Below are 24,393 nucleotides of genomic sequence, written 5' to 3'. Positions count from 1 at the left end.
ATAATTTTTACTTAAATAAAGGTGGTGAAAAAGTGGCAAATGAACCCGTAATGGTAATTGGAGCGGGCCCAGCAGGGCTCTCGGCTACTAGAGAACTTACAAACATGGGACTTAACGTAGTCCTGGTGGAGAAAGAATCTTACCTAGGAGGAACTCCCAAGAAGCTCAAGTACAGTTTACTATTCCCCGAGCTCAGACCAGCGGGAGAAGTTATAGACCCACTCATAAAGACAGTGCAGGAAAACAAGAACGTTAAGACCTACATGGAGACCATAGTTGATGGTATAAAGCAAGAGGGTAACGGATTCGTGGTGTCCCTTAAGGACAAGAAGGGAGCAGTGAAGACTGAGAAGGTAAGCGCGATAGTTGCGGCTTCAGGTTTCGAGCACTTCGACTCGAGGAGGAAATACGAGTACGGCTACGGTGTGGTACCCAATATCTACCAGATATCAGACATTGAGAAGATGCTTTCAGAGAACAAACTAGTTACCACTAACGGAAAGCCTCCGAAGAGGGTAGCCATACTCCTCTGCGTAGGATCTAGGGACGCTACTGTAGGGAACACATACTGCTCTAGAGTATGTTGTGCAGTTTCAACGAAACAGGCGATGGAGATCAAGGAAAGGGTACCAGACGCTACAGTCCACATCTACTACATGGACATAAGGACTTACGGTCTAATGGAGGATAAGCTGTACTGGAAGTCACAGCTCGACTATAGAGTAGGTTTCATAAGAGGAAGGATATCGGAGTTCATGAGGGGTCCAAACGACACAGTAATCATAAAGGGAGAAGACACGATGAACCTCAACAGAGCTCTCGCAGTACCATACGACATGGTAATCTTGGCTAATGGTATGGAACTAGGTCTAGGCTCAAAACAAGTGGCGAAGGCTCTCGGCCTTGAGCTGGAAGACCACGGTTTCATCAAACCGATGGATCCTGACAGGATGCCAGTACAGTCAACAAAGAAGGGCATATTCCTAGCAGGAGCATTGACAGGACCTAAGACCATCTCAGACTCAATCACTGAAGGTACTGCAGCTGCGATAAAGGCGTACGAGTACGCCACCAAGGGCATATGGGAGGAATCGGACTTCAACAAGAAGGCCGTGGCCCAGGTGGTACACCATTAACAATTTTTTGCAAATAGATTATGTTAAGGATATTTATCAGGCAGTCCTAGGTAGGGACTCTTTTAACACTGTTAAGGGGGATCCCAAAGCTGCCCTCTCCAATATTCTCAAGGCGATGGAGCTTAAGTCCAAAGAGATGAGGGAGCTCCAGATCAACACTCAGGACGACGCTAAAAAGGTCTTCGACTCAGTGTTTTACGCGAGGAAGTACTTCAACCCCATCATGGAGAGGGTAGGTATATCTAAGTTCTCTCAAGCTTTCTCCAAGCTTCAGGACAGCACTCTGACCTACGACGAGAGAGTCAGCGCCATAACTTCCCTGTCCTATCCTGAGGCTGAGGAAGACTTACGCGACATGGCGAGGGAGTTGATCCACTTCATGGAGCCCGAGAACTATCCTCTCTGGACTAGGTGGATATGGAACAATGAGAGAGGCACCGGCTCCATCACTTACGTGTTGAAAGAGGGCTTGAAGCTCTCTAACGAACAGGAGTTCTTCTCCGCAGTGAAAGAGCTGAGGGACACCCTTTCCATCTTCGGGCTAGACGTCCCGAACTATTTCGGAACTTCAATTTTTTTAGTTTACGCATACGTCCGATATGTGGACTATGCGACCCTCCTGGCCGTGGACAGGAAGGCCGGGGGGCTTTACCCATCTCATCTGTCCACCACAGCCCTGGTTATGGGCTTAAAACCATATTTAAAGGTGATACAAGTTGCCAATTCCAAATCTTGAAAAACCTATAATTAAAGGTTTAATTGAAAAAGAGAAAGTAGTCGTAGATGGAGTAGAGGTAGATGGTACCTGGAACGCGTTCATGATAGAGAGGACGCAGACCGGGTACGATCCCTCGGTGTGGGACGAAATAGCTGGTACACTGGAGGGCGCTACAATAAGCGCTTGCTGGCAGTGCGGTACGTGCACTTCAGGGTGCACAATGAGGGAGTATGACCCCAACTACAGCCCCAGGAGGTTCATCGACCTAGCCAGGAAGGGAGACAAAGAGTCTCTCATAGAGTTGCAGAACTCCATCTGGAGGTGTGTCTCATGCCAGAAGTGCACTCACAGATGCCCTAAGGGAGTCCTGGTAGAGGAGGTAGTCCACTCCATTCATAACTACTTGCTAAAGCACGGTCTAGTACAGACAGACCCTGGTACAGTCTTCGACGAGCTCTTCCTAGACGTCGTAATGAAGAACGGAGGCAGGATATCGGAGCTCACACTGGGAGGAGCGTCAGCTAAGGCAGGTTTCGTGACCTTGAGCTTACGTGACCTTATATCCATGAGCGGCGCTCTCCTCAAGTCAGGGTTAATAAAGGACGTAATGAAGCCAAGCAGAGTTAAAGACTGGGATAAGGTTAAGACTGTTCTAGAGGATGCCATGAAAGAAGAGATAAAGCCTGAGGACCTTCAGGCAAACATCAGGTATCAGGTGGTCCCACAATGAACTCTCCATACGGTAAAGTTGCGTTCTACCCTGGCTGTTCTCTCGACGGCCTTGGGAAGTCCTATGAGGAGTCCCTGAAGCTGGTAGCTAAAGACCTAGGTCTCCCACTCGACAAGATAAGCGACTACAACTGCTGTGGAGCGCTTGAGGTAAAGAACGTCAACACCATGGCTGGTCTGCTTTTGCCCGCGAGGAACCTCTCCCTAGCTAGAGAGATGAACGCCGACGCTGTAGTATCTGCATGCCCTGGGTGCCACTACTCCCTGTCCAGGACTCAGTTCTTCATGACGAGGTACCCTAAGGTAGCACAGAAAGTCAACACTTACCTAGAGAAGATGGGGAACAAGCCTTACGACAGCAAGCTCCTCATGGTACACGCGGTGGAGTACATTTACAACAGCGTAGGTGTGGAAGGAGTTAAGAGCAGGGTTAAGAGGCCCTTGAACGGGTTGAAGGTAGCTCCATACTATGGTTGTCTATACACCAGACCTAAGTCTTACACTCTATCGGGCTACATGGGACTGAGAGACGACCCAGAGAGACCCTCATTCATGGACGAGATATTGCAGGCATTAGGAGCAGAGGTAGTACCATTCGAAGCTAAGACCATGTGCTGTGGAGGCCCCCACGCATACTCTGATGTGGAAGTAGCCCTTCACTTGGAAGCTAGAATATTGAAGGAAGCTAAGAGGAACGGAGCTGAACTCCTGATAACCGACTGCCCTCTAGGACATGTAGCTATAGAGACTAACATGAACAAGATAGCTGAGAAGTACGGAGAGGACTTGAGAATGCCGTTAGTTTACTTCTCCCAGCTAGTGGCTTTCGCATTCGGTCACAGCCCTTCGGAGACCCTTCTCACAGCAAACATAACTAACCCGTTGGACGTCCTCAAGAGATTCATGTAAATCTTTTTCCCATTTTTTAATTATTCTTCTTCCTTTTTTCCTTCCTTTCCTTCTCCCGTAAACTGCTATAAATGTATATTCCTCTCTTTTTTGATCAGAAATATCAAAAGAGAAGAGAGTCAACAAAGAGAGAAAAAGAAGATAAACGAGAAGAAACCGGACCCTCAACTTCAAATTCCGTGCGTTAAGTAGTCTATTCTACCTCCGTCAACTACCACCGTTTGTCCTGTCATGTACTCTGCCTCAGCTAAGAACAGCGCGACGTTGGCGATGTACTCGGGCTTCCCCACCATGGATAGCATGGTCCTTTCCTTGAACCACTTCTCTAAGTTATCTATTTCCTCCTTAGTCTTTCCGCCTATAGTCATGTCCGTCTCTATCCATCCCGGCGCTATCGCGTTTACCCTGATGTTATACCTTCCGAACTCGAACGCCATCCTCCTGGTGAGCATAACCACAGCAGCCTTAGTTAGGGAGTAGAACGTGTTACCGAAAGCGGAAGTGCCTAGAGACGCATTCGACGCAATATTGATTATCGCTCCTCCTTTCTTCTCCTTCATGTGAGGTAAGACCTCTAGGGTAGTGTTGATTACTCCCTTGACGTTTATCTCCCACATCCTGTTGAACTTAGACTCGTCGTAGTCCTCTATTCCGAAGAGGTACCATATCCCCGCGTTGTTAACCAGGATGTCCACCTTTCCGAGCTTCCTCTCCACCTCAGCGACCATGGTCTTCACCTCTTCCCTGTTGGATACGTCTGCCCTGAATATCTCAGCCCGCTCAAGCGAGCCCTTCAATTCCTTGGCTTGCTTCTCAGAAGAGGAATAGTTTATAGCTATGCTTGCACCCTCGTCGTGGAATGCCTTAGCTATCGCTTTTCCTATACCCTTTGAAGCTCCAGTTACGAGGACAACTTTTCCTGCGAATTTGCCTGACATGGTTATCAGTATGAATTTGAGGTTTAAAGTGAGTCGACACTTTATTTAGTTTACTTGAGTTTAAATGTCAGAATTAATGTATAGAACGCGTTGAGGTTGTACCTTTCTTGAGCAAGACATAGAGGTGGAAAAATGATGAGAGGAAGAGGAAAATAGGGCATGGCAGAAAGAGTGGCATAATGGTAAGGTAAATCAGTCCCTTTCATCTTCTCTGGTGCTTCCCTCTCTCGACTTTTTGAAAGTTAAATTTTATTTTGAAAATAGCTATAATCCCCCGCTCTCATCTTTAGTTGTGGAAGTAATAAAGCTCGAGAACGTTTCTAAGGTATATCCGGGTCAGGTGAGGACTGAGGCCCTTCACGAAGTTAACCTCTCAATAGAGGAAAGGGAGTTCGTAGCAATCATGGGCCCTTCTGGCTCGGGCAAGTCTACTCTCCTCTCCCTCATGGGTACTTTGGACAAGCCTACCACAGGGAGAGTCCTGGTATACGGGAAGGACGTGACTTCAATGTCTGATGACGAGGTCTCGAAGGTGAGGAATTACTACATAGGCTTCGTGTTTCAGAGCTACAACCTGATACCCAGGCTCACTGCGCTGGAGAACGTGGAAGTCCCTCTCATACCCAGGGGCCTACCTGAGAGCGAGATGGAGAAGATCGCCATGGAGTCCCTGAAGTCGGTGGGGATAGGAGAACTTTACAGGAAGAAGCCGTCTCAACTCTCGGGAGGACAGCAGCAGAGGGTAGCTATAGCTAGAGCAGTCGCGCAGTCCCCCAAGATAATCTTAGCTGACGAACCGACAGGAAATCTAGACAGCAAGAGCTCCGAGGAAGTGATGGAGGTCTTCTCGAAGGTGAACAGGGAAGTGGGGAGCACAATAGTGATAGTTACTCACGACCAGGAAGTAGCTTCCTACGCTAACAGGACGATAAGGATAAGGGACGGCAGGGTGGTAGAATGAAGAACGCTAAGCTACTTCTTCTCTTGGTCGTGATATTGATAGGCGTAATCCCTCTCTTTTTCTCTCAACAGAGTCAAGCAGCTGTAGGGGCAGCAGGATGGGGAACACCAAGCAATCCTATAAACGCCCATCCAGGGTACAAGGACGTGCCGTTCTTCGTGATCGTAAGCGCACCCATAACCCTACAACCACAACAAGCAGTCCTTGATTTGCCAGGAGAGGTTCTCTCCTCACAGTGCACTACTGTAGCGTACGGTTCCTCTTCCCAGTCCTCGTTGGGGAGCTATGTCCTCACGTTCGATCTCAGCGTTCCCTCTTCTACTTCCCCCGGGTACTATCAGGGTTACCTGACGGTTTACTACGTGAACCTGACGAGTGGGAAGACCGTTGTAGAATCCTCTCCCGTGACGATACCGGTGAAACCCGTGATCTATCCTACCCTTCAGGCGGTCTGGGGCACATCTTCATCGCCTACCTTCCCAAGGGCTGGTGAGGGAGTTACTCCCCTGACGTTAGTAGTGGAGAACCCGTCAGAGCATCCTATATTGGACGTCAAGGTCAACGTGACTCTACCTAAGGGAGTGTTCTCCTTGACGGGGGAGAAGTACGTGTGTGAGGAAGCGTCTGCTATCCCTGCTGGAGAAACTATACCGATCACCGTCCCTGTCAACGTGTCCGCCCTCTCCTCCCCTGGGGTTTACACCATGTCTTACTCGATCTCCTTCACGAACTACTTGGAATTTCAGTACTCCCACCAAGGTGAGGTAAACACTTCCATATACTCCCTGTCTCCGTTCAACGTGACGCTTGAGCAGGGAAAAGCTTACGCCGGGTCTCTGACCCACTTCTTCGTGAAATTGAACTCCTCTACAACCGGAGTGCTGTTATCCATGATCCCCGACCTTAAAGTGGTTTACACTAACTTCACCGAGACTCCCCTTTCACCTGGCGAAGAAAGAACGTTCTGTTACGAAGTAGTAACGCCGGAGACAGTCACGGGTACGTACCCCGTCCTCTTCAGGGCTACACTGGACGACATGGGGGAAATAGAGAACCTCACTTTCCTCAAGCCCCTCAACATAGTGAACAACCAGACTCCCTCGGTCGTGGACTCCTTCTGGGGTGGGAACCAGTCCTTAGCGTTCCCTGAAGAGGGAGCTGCACTCCTGACCCTAGTAGTAGAGAACCCCCTTCCTATACCACTGGAGAACGTGAACCTGACCTTGATACCACCCCACGGGATTTCCCCTGTTTACCCTTACGTAGACATCCCTGAGGTCGGGAACTTCTCCGTCAGGGAAGTTTCCTACCCAGTCCAAATCGGAAACGTCAGTGCCGGTCCGGTCACGTTCAGGTATGTGATGAGCTACGAAGGAGGAGAGGCCAACGGTACCTTCACCGCAGTGATAAGTCAGATATCCCCTGTTTTCGCTGAGCCAATGACCAAGCCTATCCCCGTAGGAGGGTACTCCAACCTGACGGTCTATGTAGTGAACAACGGTTCCATTCCTGTCCAAGACGTGGGCGCAATCCTCGAAGTGGAGGGAGTGCAGGAGATAGCTTATTTCAACCAGACAACCCTCTCCATATCCCCACACTCCAACTCCTCCTTCGTGTTCTACTTGTACGCTCCTCCAAACCTTAATACTGGGGTATATCCCTCCCTGCTGAAGGTTTTCTTCTCAGAGTACTCTAGAACATTGAACGAGACTTACGTAGTTCCTCTGGTGGTTGTTCAAGACCCGTCGATTAGTGTGTCCCTTTCTCCTACGACGGTTTTCTACTCATCAAACAACACAGTGCTTTTGTCGTTGACCAACCCTCTACCTTCGCCCGTGTACGACGTCCATGTGTCCTTGTCTAGCCAGTCACCTCTGTACATCTCTTCTCCGTCGGTTACAGTCGCAGAGATACCGCCAAACACCACCTCCTCCTTCGTGGAATACGTGATCCCTGAGGTACCATCAACGTCCACTATACCCTTGGAAATGGACACGTCCTACGTTTATCACGGTCTACCATACAACCAAGTTAGCCTAGTTGAGCTTTTCTCTACGGGGAATGTGTCCCTCTCGATGACGGGAGTCTCGTCCTCAGTGGTGAACGGTTCCGTCGTGATTAGCGGTACCTTGGTCGATGAGGGAAACTACCCCGCAAAGGGGGTCGTGGTAAGCGTGGGGAACTACACTTCAGTTTACATTGGGGACGTGTCTCCTGACACTCCTACCCCGTTCAGCGTGTCATTCACGGTCCCGCCGGGGTTCTATCACTTCAACGTCACTGCTACTTACCTGAACTCCGTCATGCAGGAGAAGAACGTGTCCTACTCCATCTCCATGGGTGTGTCTTACAACACGTCGACTGCTGACTCCAAACACGTAGACTTCTTGGGAATAGGAATAGCAGCTGTGATAGTCGTCCTGGTCTTCCTTATAATATACCTCTCGGTGAGGAGGAAGTGAGGCTCTTCAAGTTCATCTCGTTCGCGATCAAGTCGGTGAAGGAGAGGAGGACAAGGGCTCTCCTGACCATCCTAGGTATAGCTGTGGGGCCTGCCGCGATAGTTGCAATAAACTCCATGGTCGAGGGGTACTCTAACACCATCCTCTCCGAGATCTCAGGGTTCCTCTCACCTTATGACATAGTCATAACTCCCACGGGTGTAGGTCCCTCGATCTCACAGTACGTGGCAGACCAGTTGTCCTCAATACCAGGGGTCAAGATGGGGATACCTTTCTACACCATCCCAGCGCTCGTCCAGACACCTCAGGGAAGGAGCGGAGTGACCATATTCTCTGTCAACATAGACCAGCTCAAGGTCGCGGCCCCGGGTCTCTCCCTCATGCAGGGTAAGTACCCTCCACCTGTGGACTATGAGGCAGTAGCGGGATACGACTTCCTGACAGACTACGGTTTCACTGCGGGAAAACCAGTACAAGTTACGCTTTTCTACGACGGCATTAACAGCACCAAGTCCTTCCTCATCAGCGGTGTACTGAACGAGTTCGGGAGCTTCCTCGGCGTGGACGTCGATAAATCCCTTGTAGTCCCCCTCTCGTTCGGGGAACAGTTCTCCCCTTACTTCAACGGGATCATATTAGTATCTTACTCCACGTCGCAGGTGAACTCGATCGTGAACGCGATAAAGGCGAGGTATGGGGACTCCTTCAACATAGTGGTAGCTGAAGAGTTCATAAAGCTGATAGGCAATACCCTGACTTCACTGAACGGTCTGCTCATATCTGCAGGGGCAACGTCTTTCGTGGTCTCCTTCATGGGCGTGACTACTACGATGTTCACGTCAGTGGTTGAAAGGACCAGGGAGATAGGGTTGCTGAGGGCTCTGGGTTTCACCAGGAGAGACGTCATGGTCATGTTCCTGACGGAGGCCTTCGTCATGGGACTCATAGGGGGAGGCATAGGTTTGGCAGCGGGGATTATCATGGCTACCATTCTGACCTCTGAACACTTCGGGTTGGGCTTCTCCTTCCTGAAGGGACTACAGGTAGCCCCTGTCTTCTCGTCGACTTTCCTGCTGGAAGCAATAGGGATAGCTGTGGTCCTGAGCTTAGTAGCAGCGTTGGCACCGTCGTACCGAGCGTCGAAGCAAGAACCGTCGATTGCGTTGAGGCACGACTAGGCCTTGGGGAGAGGAGTACCTCACACCCCCTTCGCTACCCTCTCCCTGTTTCTACCTTTAACCAAGTTTATTAAGTTTTAATAATTTTTGAAAGAAAGAATTATAAGTTAAAACTCATATTTCTCTATATGGACAAGAATTGGTACGAGTTGCCTCAAGAGGTCAGGTTCGGAATAAGGTACCTCTCAGCGCATTTTTACCCCCAGAGGTACATGAGCAGATGGGAAGTTCTGAGACCGCTGAGCTTGAAGGCGTCAGAGAGAGTAAAGGGGTACTCCCCGCAACAAGTACAGGAGGAGATAGACCACTTCAACTTCTTCGAGTCCTACTTCAAGGAGGAACCTCTCAGTGAAATAGAGCTCCCCCAGTCTTACATCAAGTTCTTCGACGAGCTGGTAGAAGACTTCAAGAGCGGGGACTTGTGCAGGATAGTCACAAGGTTCCACATGGTGACCGAAGGCATCCTAGCCACTACGGGGCTGGACGTCCTCAGGAGGGCGGGTGAGAAGTACTCGCTTCAGTCTTTCCTGGCTGGAATAAGGCACATTATTGAGGACGAGGCGAGACATATAAACTTCGGGATCACCCTGGTGGGCTCCCCTGAATACGCCGTGAAGAGGATAGAGTCTATTTATCCGGACGCGAGGAAGATAGTAGAGGATGGAAGGGATAAACTGAACCCCTTGGTTCCGTTCGACGAGATCTTGAACGAGATGGATGAGCTCAAGAGGGGTAGAGTGTACAGGTTGCTCAATAAAGCCTGAGTTTCTCGGAAGTTTTTATCTTCATAGGGGGGTTCAAAGGGGGCGGAAGTCCCCTCCCGTCAGGGAGGGGATGGATAGCCCCCTCATATTTAAATATCGGCCCTTCAAAAATCTCCTAATGCCTGACGTAGGATTCAGGTTTCGAGCTTACACAAATTCGCAAACGTTGAGGGCGTTAAAGGCCCAGTTGAGGGTGGCGTGTGAGGTGTAAAACACCCTGCGTTGGGCAGACTCCTATTTCTACCAAAGAGATGGGAAAGGTCTGAATCAAACCCAGTTGAGGCAACTCGCCTTGGACCTGAGGAAGCAGGACGGGGAGTATCAACAAATGCACTCTCATGCTCAGAACGTTGCGGATCGCTTCTACGAGGCTAGGGAGAGGTTCTTCAAGGGACTATCCAGGTTCCCCAAGGAGAGGAAGCCCCACAGATGGTACTCCCTGGTCTATCAGAGCGGATGGAAGGTGTTGAGTTCAAGGGAAATAAGGGGGAAGAGCAGGGAGGCGAGGGAGGGCCACCCCAAGAAGTTGGTGAAGCTGAGCCTCTCCCACGTGGGAGTCTTCAAGGTCCTCGTGCACAGGGACTTCCCCCTCGATAAGGTAAAGAGGGTGGTCGTGAAGTTGACCCCTCCGAGAGGGTCTACATCTCCTTCGCGGTAGATTACGAGTTCCCCAAGCTACCTAAGGTTAACAAGGTCATGGCACTGGACGTGGGCATCGAGACCCTCATCATGACGTCCGATGGGGAGTACTTCCCCCAACGTGAAGCCTTACGAGAATGCCTTGTGGAAGGTGAGGCACCTACACCGAATCCTGTCCGGGAAGCAGTTCCTATCCAAGAACTGGTTCAAGGCGAAGGTCAAGTTAGCCGAGGCATACGAACACCTCAGGAACCTGAGGAAAGACACATCTACATGAGGCTGGGCAAACACTTCGCAAGGAACTACGCCCTCGTGATGGAGGACATACAAGTCAAGGAGCTCGTGGACAAGTCCCCCAGGAAGTTGAGGCTCAGGCTCCACGACGTCGCCTTCCGCGAGCTTAAGACGGTCTTGAAGTACCAGATGGAGAAGCACGGTAAGGCACTCCTCCTTGTGGACCCACCCTACACGTCCAAAACCTGCGCCAAATGCGGTTACGTGAGGGAAGACCTAACCTTGACAGAGTGTTCTCCTGTCCACGATGCGGTTGGGTGACTGACCGTGATTACAACGCCTCCCTGAACATCTTGCGTAGATCGGGGTCGGTGCGACCCTTAGATGTGGAGTTCCGCCCTCTACCGGTATCGGTACTGGCAAGGTGGAGCCGTGAATCAGGAAGCCCCGTCCGTAAGGGCGGGGTGAGTTCACGAATGATAGGCCAATTTTTAATTATCGTCCTCTTTACTTTTCCTCTCTTTCTTTCACGGTAAACATAGAGAGAAATCTTCTCCTATTAACGAGAAAAAGACGTGTCTTGAAGTGTTTAAGGTACATAAAATGAAGTTCAGGAAATCGAACAGAAAAAATAGCGTCATTCATGGACTTTCTTTGGGGTCAGTATCTCCATCTCAGCTAAGCTCGCCTTCATTATCTCATTCAATTTGTCCGCAAAGCTAGCAGGTCCTTTGACTACCTTGGGGACTAACCACGGCATTGCCTTTCCCAGGAAGCCGACCTTGGCTTCCATTCTGTTCAGGATTGTCACGTTCGTGGTGTCTCCCCTTCCCATCAACCTGAATGAGATCCTGTATTGGGCTGGGTTCCCATTAACTTTCACTAAGTAAGTGAGGAGCTGACCGTCGAAGAGAGGTCCCTTAACTCTCCCGAAGCTTATCCTATCACCTGCGTCGTTCCTCACGATCACGGTCTTGATTACGTCTTCCCCTTCTTTCCTGACTATCGACACTTTACCGCTAGCGGTGAAAAGCAAGTTAGGATTGCTTATTACTTTAGATACGGAGTCCCTGCTCAAGTTGAGGTCTACTCTATCTGAAAAGGTGAGGAAGTGTAAGTCGTTGGACTTCACGTGCTTGAAGAAGTCCTCCTTTCTATTGAAATCTGTATCACAACATCTATATGCCATATCAAAAAAAGGAAACCTAGCTTTTTTAGATTTCTTCGGAAATAGATTTATATAGATATTTCGTTACGGGCTATTCTTAGTTTAATATGTAAAAGTATGAGAGAATTTTGGATAGACTTTGTCTTGAATATGGAGCTCTAAATATTTTCTAAATTCTTCAAGAATAAACATAACAACTCAAACATGAAGATGTTCTTGACTTAATTTTTTCAAACTTTCTAAGGATTAATACAAACTTGTTTCTTGTAAAAAGTCCCTAAGAAAGTTACTCTGAATTCGGTAGTGAAGTCGCATCATCAACCTTTTATTGAGGGCATTTACATGGAAAATAACATGTTTTAAAATACATATTTCGTTATCCTTTCACTGCCAAATTTTTGATTTCTCTTTACTATCTGAAATAAATAATGTAATGGGTATATATACAATTAGAGTAGATTCCTACCCTTTGTTTATGGTGGAGAGAAACAGCTCTCGGTAACATTAGTCTGACGATTAGACTAGAACCCTAGCTTGGGCTCCTGGACTGAAGACTTCATAATGGTCCTATCTAGACGCCTTAGCTTCCTCCTGCTCTTTCTTCTCTCTTTTTTTGAAGAAATAGTAGTAAAGGACAGGATCCAGGAGCGAGACTATCCCTGCCCCGAAGAAGTCTAGCAAGTATAGCCCTTGTGCTATCACTAGAGAACCCAGGCTGCTTCCGACTCCGTACGGTAGCCTCCTGAAAAGTCCGGAGATGCTAGCTCCCCTGGACCTCTCCTTCTCATCGTAGAGATCCATGGTCATGTTCTGTCTCATCGGAAGGGCAGCTTGGTAGAGCGCGGTCCTGACCACGTATATAAGGGCCACGTAAAGGAATGACGGAAACAGGGGAATTGCAATCAGGAGGGCCGACCCAAGTCCCCTGAGGACCACGATCCCATTCAACGACCCTAATGCGCTCTCTATCCTGTAAGAGAAGAAGGTCACAAACGCGATGGCAGCGTAGGACACATCGTAGGCCTCGGAGACCATCAGGTCGGACGCCCCTAAGTGTTTCATGTATAACGGTATGAAGGGGATGACCAGCCCGAGCCCCAGGCTACCTGCTCCTCCGGCGAATGAGACCTTGAGTATTGTCGTCAAAGACCTCCTCGGGATCACCTTCTTTTCCTCCTTCATCTCCTTGGCTTTCTCGCGCTTCTCCCTGATCAGGAGGACGAGTACTGTGCTGACCAGATCCAATATCAAGGACAGGGCGAAGAGGACCACGAAGTAGTCCCTGACGAAGGATATGACTGCTGATGAGAGGACGCTCCCGGCAACTCCAGTGATGGTGGAAGCGACCATCATGAAGGAGTATACCTTAGTCCTGATGGAGCCTGAGGACCTCTCAGCTATCATTGAGGAAGTCAGAGGAGCCACTGGGCCTCCCCCTGCTCCACCTCCGCCACCACCCATGGTTATGCCGAATAGGGAGGACAGGAAAACTAATGAAGGTAAGCCAGACACGAGGAGGGCGTAAGCCACTACGGGTAGGCCTGACATGAGGACGAGGGTATACTTCTTGCTCCATAGGTCGCCTAGGAAACCGCTCACGATCACCAATACGCTGCTGCTGAGAGTTGTAAGCAAAACGTAAATTCCTATTTCAGCATAGGAGAACTTGAGCGACCTCAAGTATATTGGGAGAAGGAAGGACAAGTAGCTCATCCCGAAAGTACGCAAGGCTCTAGTTATCAATAGAACGTTTAGGTCTCTATCCATTAGTTTAAACATTTAATATTTTAGTTTTAAGTTTTCCTTAAGCCACGCTTCACCTACACGTGGTGGGAAAGAGACACACCCACACCGCAGAGAGCTACAACTCCTACTCAAGTCCCACTTGTCCAGACTGGCTAGGGACAGAAGCGGTCAACAGGAGCAGGAGGACGCAGGCTACAGCCTAACCCTGCTTAACGTCGTGTAAACCCCGTCTGTCCTCACATGAGGATACCCCCTTGAACCAAGCCTACCTTAGGGAGCGTAGTATATCAGAGATACCTTCATATAATTTTATAGATACATCTCGAATAAGATGACTGCATGAGGATACTCCCCCTTAATATTACCTCCTGCCTCTCCTCAATATCTTCCTTCGGTTCACGATTAATTTTCTAGTCTTATCTTACAGAAACAAATAGAAATCGTATGTATCGCTGGATCGCCAGGAACGTAGGGAATAAGCTTATAATTCTATGCGGTAAAACAACTCTTGTGTCTACGGTTTATAGTATACGAATCCCAAAGAGATTAAAGGAGTTGATGGCATCTGTAGACATTGATTGGCAAAAGGAGATAAGCGGATTCATAGAGGAGAGGGCCAGGAAGGTGCTAATGAACAAATACCTCGAGGAGAGTAGGGAGCAGTTAGATAAGATGAAGAATATCGACAACGCAGAGCTAATAAGAGAGGATAGGGAAAGTTGATACTTGACTCCTCGGCTATTGCTTCGCTCTTTTTTAGAGACGACTTTACGGAAAGGGTTACAAAGATAGTGGAAAGAGTAGACGAAGAGCTTATTACGCTTGATTTTTCCTTGGCGGAAATTTCGAACGTAGCATGGAAAAGGATAATCATATTCAATGAGGACAAGGCTGTTATATTGAAACAGTTACGGAACACCCTAAACTTCATCAAGACTCTGTGTAGTATAGTAAGGATTGAAGACATCATAGATGGAGCAATTAACTTAGCCGTTGATCAAAGGGTACCGTTTTACGACTCTGCCTTTCTTTATTTGGCGTCTGAAAGAAACACGACGTTACTTACGACCGACAAGAAACTCTATAGTCTCGCCAACGCTGATTTGAAGAAGCATATACGTCTTCCCTAGATTTTCCCCTCTATCTCACGTGTCAGTTAAGATCAGCTGACCTTTTTCTTACCATCAAGAATAAGAACGAGACCAAGATCACGACTATAGGGATCAAGAGTAAATAGTTAAACGTCACTACTGCCTTCTCGTAAATCGGAGAGTCCACCTTCACTTCCCCTCCGTTAGACACTTGGTACGTTCCTACCCACTTCACGGTGTCGTAGAACGGTGCGTTGTACTCTAGCCTCAACGAGTTGTGGTCGGGTATGTAACGAGTGACTGTACCGTTGGGGTATTGAATTGATACCTTAAACTCCTTCTCGTATACCGGGGTTATGGAGTGGTTGAGAGCTATAGGCTCACTTGATAGGACGTAGAGGACGTCAGTATCGTTTATGATGGACGGGATGTTAATAGGCTTACCGTAGTCCGCCCACATCGTCTCAGTTCCGTTAGGCAGGGTCACTGTGACGAAGTACTGCAACACGTACGCAGGGGTCACGTTCATGGGCGAGCTGACAAACACCGACGAGTTAGTGTACCACCTCACCGACGAGTTCACGTAAATCATTGGGAACCTCACCAACGTCCCGTTGTCCACCCACTTTGTCAACGTACCGTTAGGGAGGGTTTCGTTCAACAAGTACTGCAACACGTACTGAGGAGAGGAGTTAATAGGCTTCTCAATTGTCACACAAAGGATCGACGTTACATATCTGACCCCTTGTTTGACGTTAATCACGTGGGGTAAAGCTATCTTGGTTCCATTGTCGTACCACCCCTTTATTGTCCCGTTAGGCAGGGTCACTGTGACGAAGTACTGCAACACGTACGCAGGGGTCACGTTCATGGGCGAGCTGACAAACACCGACGAGTTAGTGTACCACCTCACCGACGAGTTCACGTAAATCATTGGGAACCTCACCAACGTCCCGTTGTCCACCCACTTTGTCAACGTACCGTTAGGGAGGGTTTCGTTCAACAAGTACTGCAACACGTACGCAGGGGTCACGTTCATGGGCGAGTTCACTACCACGGACGAGTTAGTGTACCACCTCACCGACGAGTTCACGTAAATCATTGGGAACTTGATCGTCGAGTGGTCATCGTACCACCCCTTTATTGTCCCGTTAGGTAGCTTCAGCGTGACGAAGTACTGCAACACGTACGCAGGGGTCACGTTCATGGGCGAGTTCACTACCACGGACGAGTTAGTGTACCACCTCACCGACGAGTTCACGTAAATCATTGGGAACCTCACCAACGTCCCGTTATCTACCCATTGAGTCACGTTCCCGGTAGGGAGTGTAGCTCTAACCAGGAACTGCAACAAGTAAGGAGGACTAAGGTTCTCTGGGGCTTTCACCACGTACCAGTCTGTCCCGTTGATCACGTACCTCTCCTCTCCCTCATCTATGACCTTGGGGAAGGTTATGTTCTCTCCCGAGTTAACCCACTCCAGCGAAGTCCCGTTAGGGAGAGTCTCCTTCACTAGGTACTGTACCTTCAGGTTGATCTCCACGAACAAGGGCGAGATCACCGTGACGTTACTGACGTTCGAGCTCACGACTTCCCTCTCCCCTATGCTCACGTTAAATACCCTGTCCACGCTGAAAGATGTCCCCTGTCTCAGGAACCCCGACTTGAAGTACGTCAGGTTACCGTCAATGAACACGTAAGTCCCCTGGGACAAGTTGACGTAGTAAAGGTAATAGTAATTCAGGGTAGCTTCCCCCGACTCGACAGTGAATGACGAACCTGACACGTTGGCTTCCTCCTCACCTAGGTTCACCAGCTGAGGGAAAACCTCCACCTCGTCCCCCGCGTTGTACCATCCCGTGTCGAGCGTACCGTTCACCCCGTTCACAGAACCCTTTACAGGGAATGGGAAATTCACGTAGTACTGCTTCACGTACTCCGCGGTCACGTTGTAGATCCCGCCTGAAGTAATGCTGACCTCTTCCTCCTTCTCGTTATTCACCAAGCTGTAAGAGTACACTAACCTCTCGTCTGTAGAAACGTTCACCTGAGGGAAGGTTATGGTGACCGGCACGGAGAAGTTATACGTGGAGTTGGACTTGTACTCGACACCGTTAGCTATGAAATACCCAGAGGGAGAGGTGACCGTCACTTCCGCTGGTTTGCCTACAGAGAAAGGATAGGAGTACGAGTACACCTCCTGTCCAGCCACCAGTAGGTTCACTGTCAGTGTGTACTGCCCAGGAGGTAGGGAAGACGTGTTTAGGCTTCCTCCGTCAGTCAGCGAGATGCACTCGTCCTCAGGTCCCACCAGCTTCCCTAACCATTCAGCGCCATCAGGTAGAACGTTAATCTGAAGAGTGTCCTTCTCCTTCTCTACATGAGCTTGAGCTGTCCAAAGAGGGGAACAAGTAATCCCCCCATAGGTCTGTTGTACTATCATCTGGGAGTTGTCCCACGTCTCGGATATCCCAGTAGCGCTCTCTCCCGTGTCGTGGGAGATAGGTGATCCCCCCGTCAAGACGTAGAAGGTCCCGTCGTGGCGGTACCACGCCGTCATAGTCGCACTCCAAGCGTTGACAGAGAGGGAAGACCCACCCCCTCCTCCTCCGACTACCCATTCAATGTCGTCGGGGTAGATGGAGGGGAGTCCCACGCCGAAGAACGAATACCCTCCCACGGGGATGACCACCGTATCGTATTGGAAAGATGTAGAGAACGTTGAGTTGGAGAAGGAGAAGAACATCTCTACCGCCGGGTGACCTCCCTGTGTAATGGCTACCATCTCAGCTGTCACCGTGAAGGGGGCCCGTGTGACGAAGCGGGTGGGGTAAGCGTACTCGTAGAAAGTACCGTTGTCAATCCCTTTACCAGTCACGCCTTGAAGGCCTGCATGGTATATGGTGAAGTTCCAGAGGTTGTCCACCGCAACTACGACGTAAGCCGAACCGGAGGACTTGACCAGCGCAACGTCCTGGGCCCAGTAAACCTGATGACCAGTGAAGAGCTGCGCGTTCAACTGTACCGAGAAAGACGGGGAGTTTACCGGAGGGCCTGAGAAGAACTGACCCCCATAGAAGGTGAACTCGCCTTTCACGGCGCGAGTGGTGAAGGAGTACGTCCTCTCGCCTGAAGGAGTACACACTACTCCGTTGTCGGAAATCCCCACCGCAGGGTCGGAACCGAAGTTGTATGTCCCTTGCGAGGCGGAAACGTAGATGACTGTAACTAGAGGAGGCAGGAAAAATAGGAAGAATAAGAGGAGGAGAGCCTTTCTCATAAATGAAAAATGGTTATTGTTCTATATATAAATATTGGTTTTTCACATGCGTTATGGACTACTTCGAATCTTATCAGGTACACTCGAAACTTTCTTTCAACTAAAGTTTTGATTTAGGACTTAATGCGAATAGCTTTTATCGGAAAATCCTTGCAGAGTTACGTGATCTTAAAAATAATTCAATAGTGACGTGATATGGATTAAATAATATCTATAGGTTTTAAGATCTCCTCACTGTAAATAGATAAAATTTGTTTCATGACTCTACAAGATGAAAACATTTAGGCCTCAGGATTCCCGTAAACTGCTATGCGAATTGTTCTTCCTTTGAAAAAGGTCAATTCATTCATTCTTAGGACATGAATACGTTCCTAATCACTGGATCTGTCAACTCTTACTTTCCTCTTTCGCTCCTATTGACTACCCCCTCTTCTCTAGAGTCCTCAAATGTCTCCTGAGTTCAGCGTCGTGTATTACCATCTTCTCTTTTTCTTCAATGTAACGCTTTATCTCGCTCCACCTTTCATATCCCCTAGCGATCGCCTCGATTACATACACGTACTCTTTTGAGAAGTGGCTCAACTCATCAACCGTGGTCTTCATCGCTAGCTCTAGAATATCGTCCACTATGGACCTCTTAACTTCCTTCACCTTGAAACACCTGTGGCCGAACTCCGTGAGCCACCCCACTATACCGTCGAGCTTCTCCGTAGCGTACTTCAACACTTCCTCCTGTACCTCCATGTCCACTTGCTGGAAACCCTTCTCCAGGAAATCAAGGGACTTCTTAGAGTCGAACTTGTTCACTCTGACCTCCTCTAGGTGCCTCCCGTAAAGGGGAGAGGATTGGTCATCAACCCTCAGGAAATCGTACAATAACCCTATCTCAGACCCCGTCAAGTCAAAAGCAGGGTAATGCGAAAGTCCTATTTCATGTTGATGACTAAATCCTGGCCGTCCGAGAGGTGCAACTCCAATGAAGGTAGAGTGACGTTTTGGTCTATCATTATCGTCAAGTTGTTCACTCCAGAGGGTATGCTGTCCCCGTAAAACCTTCCGTCCGCGAATATGTATATATAATTAAAAGGAATAGTGTTACCGTTGTTTTCAGCGTAACATACTGCCTCAGGCTTGCCGGGGTTGTCTATGGTCAAGTTCACGTAATACATGGAGACGTTCTCGCCGATCTTCTTCTCCAGTTGGAGGTAACCGTGTCCCAAGACTCCGTTGGTCGGCTCCACGCTCGGGGCAGGGTGATAAGAGAGAATAGCTAAAGGTACAAGTGCTACGATCAGGACTACCACGGGGATGAGAAAATAGATTTTCTTCATACAACATTTTATACTTAAAAAATTTTAAAAACTAATCATTGAGAGATGGTTGAAGGTCTAGTCTGTTGCGTTCAAGCTAGGTATGAAGAGAGGGAAAACGGAGGGACACGTGAGACTAGAGCGGTCTTAACAACTTTCATCTCCTCTCCATTCTCTGTTTCATCACTCCGCTCAATTCCTCATTTTTTAACCTAAACATGTCATACACCTACACATGGAAATTCACATAGGCACCTCGGGGTGGCTCTACCCTTGGAACCCGAAGAAGTCCCTGAGGTGGTACGTCGACTCAGGCTTCGACGCAGTTGAAGTGAACTCGACCTTCTATCGTTTTCCCTCGGAGGGGCAGGTGAAGAAGTGGAAGGAGTACAAGTTATTGTGGTCGGTGAAAGTGAACAGGTTGATAACACACGTCAAGAGGCTGACAGACCTAGAGTCATGGAGGAAGTTCAGGGAGGTTGTAGACCCTTTAAACCCGGATTTCTACCTCTTCCAGATGCCTCCTTCTTTCAAGTTCAGCGAAGAGAACTTGGAGAGAGTGGAAACGTTCCAGGACGAGGTGGGCGAGAAGATGGCGATAGAGTTCAGGGATCTGGAGTGGTACAGGAGGGAGCTATCCCTTCACGTTACTGTAGTCTCAGTGGACTCCCCCATGGGGGTCTTCCTGGTGAAGACATCGTCAACTGTATATCTCAGGATGCACGGAAGGAGTAAGCAGTGGTACGCTTACTCTTACAACGAGGAGGAGATGAGGGAAGACCTCACCAGGATAGCAGGGCTTTCTCCCCAGAGGGCGGTCGTGTTCTTCAACAACTACAACATGTTCCAGAACTCCTTAACCATGAGAGAGATAGCGTCAGACTTTTCAGGGAACGGTTAGGCTAGTATTCCCAGAAAATATCCTATGACTCTAGTCCCTGGTTAATAACTTACCAGAAACATTAGCGAGGTGACTCAATCATGAAATCTCGGAGATAGAAGGCTTTCTTAGTTGAATTAAAGAATTGTGTGAAGAGTTTTTTGTATTCATGCATAGCCTCTTTATTTTTTATGTATACACACTTTAGCTGTAAGTTTCTGCTTTCCATGTCACTCTAATTATCAGTGTTCAAGCGGGGGTCATCCTTTTAATTAAACGTTTAATTTAGAATTAAACTCGGGTTAGGAAGACTTGATCTAAAGAAATTGAAATGTCTCACAACGCAGTGAGTCCGCCTATTAGTGCCAGATTTCTATTGTTATCTATCCGACTTCATACTTCGATAGGCTCACGACCTTTTTGGCTACATGCACATTTATATATCCATTTTCTGTTTTTTCCCTTTTTTCTAAAAAAGAGAAGTATGTATATATGTACTTGCATGTTCTTTCCTGCCTTTCTAACTATACACTACCTCTTAACCGGGAGAATTTTAAAAGCGGTCTCCCTTCCTATATCATGGAGCTTAGTCTTTTCAGCAACACGCGTTTCACTCTAGGAGAGGGCCCAGTTTACGACATAGGCATGAACTCCCTTTTCTGGGTCGATATTCTAGGGATGAAGGTAATGAGGAGGGACTTGGAGACCGGTCTTGAGACGTCTATGACTCTCCCCGGTCCAGTGTCATCTCTGTGCGTCGTAGACAACGAGACGCTCGCAATTACCGTGAGGCACTCTTTCTCCTTGCTTAACCTCAGGGACGGTTCCCTGAAGGAGATCGGAAGGGTAGAGGAAAAAGAGGACAATAGGTTCAACGACGGTAAGTGCGACAAGTTAGGGAGGTACTGGGCAGGGACGATGGACATGAAGGAGAGGGACCCTACCGGTTCCCTGTACAAGTTCGTCAAGTCCCCCGTGAAGGTCCTGAACAACCTCACCATATCTAACGGGCTTGGATGGGATCCAGACGACGGGACTATGTACTTGATAGACACGCTGAGGAGGAAAGTTTTCGCCTTCGACTTCGACCTGAGCAAGGGAGAGATATACAACATGAGGGTAGCTGTGGACTTCGGCCACGAGCCGGGCAGCCCTGACGGAATGACCGTGGATGAGGAGGGTTTCCTGTGGGTAGCCCACTGGGGAGGAGGTAAAGTCAGCAGGTGGTCTCCAAGGGGGGAGAAGAAGGGGGAGGTCAAAGTCCAAGCCTCGAGAGTGACGTCGGTTACCTTCGGCGGGGAGGAAATGGACGAGGTCTTCATAACCACAGCGAAGGGGGAAGAGCAGTTAAGCGGTTACACGTTCACGGGGAAGGCAGAAGTCTCAGGCGTCCCCAGTTATAGGTTCAGGTTGTGGTGAGGGCTGAAAGGAGTTCCTCACGCCTTTCTCTTATAGACCGCTACAGCGAACACTTCAAGCGTTCCAAGAGAGTAAGGAAATAGTCTGGAGACCGCAGTGAGGTTATCACTACATCTTCACGTGGAAGAGATAGCAAAGAAGAGAAGTGCTCTTCCTACGCGACGCTTAGTTCAACTTCGAAACCTCCTTCTCGGTTGCTCTTTGGCGTATTTTATCTTAATGGGGGTTGAAAGGGGGCGGAAGACCCCTTCCGTCAGGGAGGGGATGGATAGCCCCTTTATAAAGTTTAAATATGAAAAAATTCGCGTCTATATTAATGACAGTGATCGACGGAGTAAGCGTCACCGAGACGCCTTGGTTAAAGCGAGGGTCGATGTGGTACGCTTCTGCTCCAATCATTAGTACTCCGGGCACGTGAGATGTTCGTAAGATCGGGGTTGGAACGACCCTTAGGGCCTGTGGAGCTCCGCCCTCTACCGGTGCTTCGGTACTGACAAGGTGGAGCCGTGAATCAGGAAGCCCCGTCCGTAAGGGCTGGGTGAGTTCACTCATAGCTCTTTCTACTACCTCAACAAGCTCGATGAGCTTCCCTTGAATAGAGGGTAGAGAACCCTGACTGTAAGGCTTTTCTTACATATAGATTCTATATATAAATAAAAAACTAACTCACTTTTTTTATTTTTATATATATGTAAATATACTTATAAAATAAAGATAAAAATAAATCTAATCTCAAACTATTCGTTGTTTAACACATCCTCAAATAAGGTCATCATAACGCCGGGAGTTATTGTCAGACTGCTCCCTCCTGTTACAGCTATTCGAATGGAATCATAACCGTTAACTGCACACAATGTAGCTTTGTCCTCACCCTCTTGACTAGTGCTATAAATAACTCCACTATAGTTGTACCCCTTATAAGACCATGCCCATACAGTGTTACCGTCGTGAGAGTAACTCGATTCGGTTACGCTCATGGTGAAAGAGTTAGAGTTGGATGTCTCGAGAGAGACGGTAATTTCGGTCTGGTTTTGGGAATTTGAATTATATAGACACTCATAGTAAATTAAGTCAGAAATGTTAGGGAGCCCTCCAGAGTGGAGGAATCGACGCTAGGCTCTACCTCTACGAGTTGGTTCCCGCTCAGGTATTGGTAACATATGTTACTCCCCCTTATGGTGAACGATCCCCCGGTAGACTCGTCAACCTCGGATGGTGCAAGTAGGAGGGGTAAATTGGAGTTTGAGTTAATTGTTGGAGGGGCTTGAGAGCTCATCGGCGAACCGGTCTGTGATGTCGAGAGAGAGCTGTGACTCGTAGAACTCGTAGAATTTTAAGCACTCACCCTGTCGTAGATTAAGAAAAGTCCCGTCGCCGCAGCTATGACAGCAATGACGATGATTACGACTACGAGAGTTGATATCGCCTTCATTTTCTTTTCGTTTCGCATTCTGTCTTGTCATTACAGCCCAGGATTATTAAAGCCTAATTATATATTCTGATCCAAATATGTACTCAGTTCCTTTACGAATTACTTCAATCCTCATTAGGCCTGCATGAAACTTTCTTTTAAGTAAACAGTTATAAATGCGAACTAAACGACTTAGCATCTAAAGGAATTGGAGTATACTCATAAATCAAAATTCAATTATATAGTTGATTCAAGCCTTATCCTCCCACATAGGGAGCCTCAGCTCATCACACAAGGTCAAGTCTGTCTATCTTAAGGAGATAGAGTCTCCGCGTACAGAGGAGGGAGCTCCAGTTCAAGTCCGAGAGCATCACGTCTGGTGCAAAGTGATAGCCATTTAGATGGAACTCTTTCAGAATTTATGAGAATATGAAGAAGATAAAGAAGAGTGAGATAAATAGAGAGAGGGAAAGGACGTACAGAGACGGCAAAGGTAAGGCCTGAACATTCCCTCCTGCATCGAAACTAGCCACGCTATCTCTTAAATGCGACTTAACATGCTGCTTTTGTTAGTTAGTTAGGCGAATTAACTTTTAAAATGGACAAGAGTGCCTAACTTATGAGCACGAAAATACTTGTCCTGTTCTACGGGTATGGGTCGATAGTCGAGTTAGCTAAGGAAATAGCAAAAGGAGCAGGAGAGGAGGGAGCCGAGACCAGGCTGAGGAAGGTAAGGGAGACCTTGTACCCTGAGCTGATTGAGAAGTTCCACGTTCCAGTAGAGAACACCAATGACATACCTGAGGTGAGTTACGATGACCTCAGGTGGGCTGACGGCCTAGCCATCGGATCCCCAACTAGGTACGGAAACATGGCGGGAGGGATGAAGACTTTCCTCGATACTACAGCTCCCCTGTGGAGCGCGGGAGAGCTTTACGGTAAGCCTGTAACGTTCTTCACAGAGTCTTCAACTATTCACGGTGGACATGAGACTACTATCTTGACCATGTCCACTTATGCCTTCCACTTCGGAATGGTTATAGTGCCCTTAGGCTATGCAATCCCTGAGATCTCCTCCACGACTACCGGAGGTAGCCCTTACGGCTCTTCTCACTTAGGCTCAAAGAAGGGATTGGACGAGAACGAAGTGAAGATTGCTAGGTTCCAAGGGAAGAGAATAGCTCAAGTTGCTAAGAAGCTCTCTGGATCTTAAGTAAGTCTCTTTTTATCTTACAAACAGTAAAGCCCCTCTCATATTTTTCATAAAGTTCAAGTAATTTAGGCTTCTCATCATGACTTGGACTTAGGATAACTTGGAATCCACGCCTGCTTATATTATTCTCGCCCAGACTATAAAGGGCAGGGTGGAAGTTGCCTGATAATTCCTTTCGAGCTCATAATTAAGAACTGAACCTATGCC

At 48.3% G+C, this 24,393-nt stretch carries 21 protein-coding genes and 1 pseudogene; 14 read left to right on the top strand and 8 right to left on the bottom strand.

Features of this window, described 5'->3' with window-relative positions; genetic code table 11:
• Window positions 1-50 precede the first annotated feature (50 nt).
• The 4 genes from IC007_RS03345 to IC007_RS03330 are packed head-to-tail and all read left to right on the top strand — an operon-like array spanning window position 51 to window position 3,492.
• Entirely contained in the window at window positions 51-1,136 is a 1,086-nt protein-coding gene (locus tag IC007_RS03345) for an FAD-dependent oxidoreductase (RefSeq protein ID WP_370685229.1), read from the top strand.
• Complete coding sequence (locus tag IC007_RS03340; RefSeq protein ID WP_306308662.1) at window positions 1,132-1,872, top strand: hypothetical protein; 741 nt, start codon at window positions 1,132-1,134, stop codon at window positions 1,870-1,872. Before IC007_RS03345 ends, IC007_RS03340 begins: the two co-directional genes overlap by 5 nt.
• Window positions 1,853-2,584, top strand: coding sequence for a 4Fe-4S dicluster domain-containing protein (locus IC007_RS03335; protein WP_149528360.1), 732 nt, complete (start codon window positions 1,853-1,855; stop codon window positions 2,582-2,584). The genes IC007_RS03340 and IC007_RS03335 overlap by 20 nt, the downstream gene beginning before the upstream one ends.
• On the top strand, window positions 2,581-3,492 hold the full coding sequence (locus IC007_RS03330; RefSeq protein WP_054845928.1) for a CoB--CoM heterodisulfide reductase iron-sulfur subunit B family protein: 912 nt from the start codon (window positions 2,581-2,583) through the stop codon (window positions 3,490-3,492). The genes IC007_RS03335 and IC007_RS03330 overlap by 4 nt, the downstream gene beginning before the upstream one ends.
• A gap of 170 nt (window positions 3,493-3,662) precedes the next feature.
• Here the strand turns inward: IC007_RS03330 and IC007_RS03325 are convergent, their stop codons facing one another.
• A complete protein-coding gene (locus IC007_RS03325) occupies window positions 3,663-4,442 on the bottom strand; it encodes a glucose 1-dehydrogenase (protein WP_197736435.1) in 780 nt (259 codons plus the stop codon).
• Between the two features lie 280 nt (window positions 4,443-4,722).
• Here IC007_RS03325 and IC007_RS03320 point away from each other — a divergent pair, with 280 nt between their 5' ends.
• The 5 genes and pseudogenes from IC007_RS03320 to IC007_RS03300 form a co-directional block, all read left to right on the top strand.
• A complete protein-coding gene (locus IC007_RS03320) occupies window positions 4,723-5,391 on the top strand; it encodes an ABC transporter ATP-binding protein (protein WP_149528359.1) in 669 nt (222 codons plus the stop codon).
• The gene (locus tag IC007_RS03315) at window positions 5,388-7,853 is read left to right on the top strand and encodes a COG1361 family protein (protein WP_149528358.1); all 2,466 of its coding nucleotides are present in this window, start codon (window positions 5,388-5,390) and stop codon (window positions 7,851-7,853) included. Before IC007_RS03320 ends, IC007_RS03315 begins: the two co-directional genes overlap by 4 nt.
• Window positions 7,850-9,031 carry an ABC transporter permease gene (locus tag IC007_RS03310; protein WP_054845932.1) on the top strand — a complete coding sequence of 394 codons (1,182 nt, stop codon included), beginning with the start codon at window positions 7,850-7,852 and terminating at the stop codon, window positions 9,029-9,031. Before IC007_RS03315 ends, IC007_RS03310 begins: the two co-directional genes overlap by 4 nt.
• A 128-nt stretch (window positions 9,032-9,159) precedes the next feature.
• Window positions 9,160-9,795, top strand: coding sequence for a ferritin family protein (locus tag IC007_RS03305; RefSeq protein ID WP_054845933.1), 636 nt, complete (start codon window positions 9,160-9,162; stop codon window positions 9,793-9,795).
• 118 nt (window positions 9,796-9,913) lie between these two features.
• Window positions 9,914-11,123: pseudogene (locus IC007_RS03300) on the top strand (RNA-guided endonuclease InsQ/TnpB family protein); the annotation flags it as partial.
• 182 nt (window positions 11,124-11,305) lie between these two features.
• Here IC007_RS03300 and IC007_RS03295 read toward each other — a convergent pair.
• On the bottom strand, window positions 11,306-11,857 hold the full coding sequence (locus tag IC007_RS03295; RefSeq protein WP_054846886.1) for a hypothetical protein: 552 nt from the start codon (window positions 11,855-11,857) through the stop codon (window positions 11,306-11,308).
• A 546-nt stretch (window positions 11,858-12,403) separates the two neighbouring features.
• Window positions 12,404-13,603 carry an MFS transporter gene (locus IC007_RS03290; RefSeq protein WP_054846887.1) on the bottom strand — a complete coding sequence of 400 codons (1,200 nt, stop codon included), beginning with the start codon at window positions 13,601-13,603 and terminating at the stop codon, window positions 12,404-12,406.
• Window positions 13,604-14,026: 423 nt separating this feature from the next.
• On the opposite strand from IC007_RS03290, the gene vapB reads away from it, so the two are divergent.
• Together vapB and IC007_RS03280 are read left to right on the top strand one after the other, a co-directional pair.
• Window positions 14,027-14,305: a type II toxin-antitoxin system VapB family antitoxin gene (gene vapB, locus IC007_RS03285; RefSeq protein ID WP_232048999.1), complete on the top strand. Its 279-nt coding sequence runs from the start codon at window positions 14,027-14,029 to the stop codon at window positions 14,303-14,305.
• A complete protein-coding gene (locus IC007_RS03280; RefSeq protein ID WP_054846889.1) occupies window positions 14,302-14,712 on the top strand; it encodes a type II toxin-antitoxin system VapC family toxin in 411 nt (136 codons plus the stop codon). The genes vapB and IC007_RS03280 overlap by 4 nt, the downstream gene beginning before the upstream one ends.
• 22 nt (window positions 14,713-14,734) lie before the next feature.
• Here the strand turns inward: IC007_RS03280 and IC007_RS03275 are convergent, their stop codons facing one another.
• From IC007_RS03275 to IC007_RS03265, 3 genes are all read right to left on the bottom strand, one after another.
• Complete coding sequence (locus IC007_RS03275; protein ID WP_149528357.1) at window positions 14,735-17,953, bottom strand: thermopsin family protease; 3,219 nt, start codon at window positions 17,951-17,953, stop codon at window positions 14,735-14,737.
• A 420-nt stretch (window positions 17,954-18,373) separates the two neighbouring features.
• Window positions 18,374-18,829, bottom strand: coding sequence for an ATP-binding protein (locus IC007_RS03270; protein ID WP_149528356.1), 456 nt, complete (start codon window positions 18,827-18,829; stop codon window positions 18,374-18,376).
• A 50-nt stretch (window positions 18,830-18,879) separates the two neighbouring features.
• Window positions 18,880-19,284 (bottom strand): hypothetical protein, encoded by a 405-nt coding sequence (locus IC007_RS03265; protein ID WP_054846722.1) that lies wholly within the window; start codon window positions 19,282-19,284, stop codon window positions 18,880-18,882.
• A gap of 214 nt (window positions 19,285-19,498) precedes the next feature.
• Here IC007_RS03265 and IC007_RS03260 point away from each other — a divergent pair, with 214 nt between their 5' ends.
• Window positions 19,499-20,164 (top strand): DUF72 domain-containing protein, encoded by a 666-nt coding sequence (locus IC007_RS03260; RefSeq protein WP_054846723.1) that lies wholly within the window; start codon window positions 19,499-19,501, stop codon window positions 20,162-20,164.
• A gap of 558 nt (window positions 20,165-20,722) precedes the next feature.
• Window positions 20,723-21,562 (top strand): SMP-30/gluconolactonase/LRE family protein, encoded by an 840-nt coding sequence (locus tag IC007_RS03255; RefSeq protein WP_054846724.1) that lies wholly within the window; start codon window positions 20,723-20,725, stop codon window positions 21,560-21,562.
• Window positions 21,563-22,299: 737 nt separating this feature from the next.
• Here the strand turns inward: IC007_RS03255 and IC007_RS03245 are convergent.
• Both IC007_RS03245 and IC007_RS03240 read right to left on the bottom strand, forming a co-directional pair.
• Entirely contained in the window at window positions 22,300-22,539 is a 240-nt protein-coding gene (locus IC007_RS03245; protein WP_054846725.1) for a hypothetical protein, read from the bottom strand.
• A gap of 89 nt (window positions 22,540-22,628) precedes the next feature.
• Window positions 22,629-22,838, bottom strand: a complete 210-nt coding sequence (locus tag IC007_RS03240; RefSeq protein ID WP_054846726.1) for a hypothetical protein — start codon at window positions 22,836-22,838, stop codon at window positions 22,629-22,631.
• 754 nt (window positions 22,839-23,592) lie between these two features.
• Here IC007_RS03240 and wrbA point away from each other — a divergent pair.
• Window positions 23,593-24,186 carry an NAD(P)H:quinone oxidoreductase gene (wrbA, locus tag IC007_RS03235; RefSeq protein WP_054846727.1) on the top strand — a complete coding sequence of 198 codons (594 nt, stop codon included), beginning with the start codon at window positions 23,593-23,595 and terminating at the stop codon, window positions 24,184-24,186.
• Window positions 24,187-24,393 lie beyond the last annotated feature (207 nt).

Source organism: Sulfuracidifex tepidarius, from assembly GCF_008326425.1.
Classification (GTDB): Archaea; Thermoproteota; Thermoprotei_A; order Sulfolobales; family Sulfolobaceae; genus Sulfuracidifex; species Sulfuracidifex tepidarius.
This window is presented reverse-complemented; position numbering and strand designations above follow the sequence as displayed.

What these genes read in the sequence shown, in the direction of transcription:
- IC007_RS03345 (WP_370685229.1), top strand. Translation starts at nt 51, where the DNA reads ATGGTAATTGGAGCGGGCCCAGCAGGGCTCTCGGCTACTAGAGAACTT.
- IC007_RS03330 (WP_054845928.1), top strand. Translation starts at nt 2,581, where the DNA reads ATGAACTCTCCATACGGTAAAGTTGCGTTCTACCCTGGCTGTTCTCTC.
- IC007_RS03315 (WP_149528358.1), top strand. Translation starts at nt 5,388, where the DNA reads ATGAAGAACGCTAAGCTACTTCTTCTCTTGGTCGTGATATTGATAGGC.
- IC007_RS03305 (WP_054845933.1), top strand. Translation starts at nt 9,160, where the DNA reads ATGGACAAGAATTGGTACGAGTTGCCTCAAGAGGTCAGGTTCGGAATA.
- IC007_RS03295 (WP_054846886.1), bottom strand. Translation starts at nt 11,857, where the DNA reads ATGGCATATAGATGTTGTGATACAGATTTCAATAGAAAGGAGGACTTC.
- IC007_RS03290 (WP_054846887.1), bottom strand. Translation starts at nt 13,603, where the DNA reads ATGGATAGAGACCTAAACGTTCTATTGATAACTAGAGCCTTGCGTACT.
- vapB (WP_232048999.1), top strand. Translation starts at nt 14,027, where the DNA reads ATGTATCGCTGGATCGCCAGGAACGTAGGGAATAAGCTTATAATTCTA.
- IC007_RS03275 (WP_149528357.1), bottom strand. Translation starts at nt 17,953, where the DNA reads ATGAGAAAGGCTCTCCTCCTCTTATTCTTCCTATTTTTCCTGCCTCCT.
- IC007_RS03265 (WP_054846722.1), bottom strand. Translation starts at nt 19,284, where the DNA reads ATGAAGAAAATCTATTTTCTCATCCCCGTGGTAGTCCTGATCGTAGCA.
- IC007_RS03260 (WP_054846723.1), top strand. Translation starts at nt 19,499, where the DNA reads ATGGAAATTCACATAGGCACCTCGGGGTGGCTCTACCCTTGGAACCCG.
- IC007_RS03255 (WP_054846724.1), top strand. Translation starts at nt 20,723, where the DNA reads ATGGAGCTTAGTCTTTTCAGCAACACGCGTTTCACTCTAGGAGAGGGC.
- IC007_RS03245 (WP_054846725.1), bottom strand. Translation starts at nt 22,539, where the DNA reads ATGAGCGTAACCGAATCGAGTTACTCTCACGACGGTAACACTGTATGG.
- IC007_RS03240 (WP_054846726.1), bottom strand. Translation starts at nt 22,838, where the DNA reads ATGAGCTCTCAAGCCCCTCCAACAATTAACTCAAACTCCAATTTACCC.
- wrbA (WP_054846727.1), top strand. Translation starts at nt 23,593, where the DNA reads ATGAGCACGAAAATACTTGTCCTGTTCTACGGGTATGGGTCGATAGTC.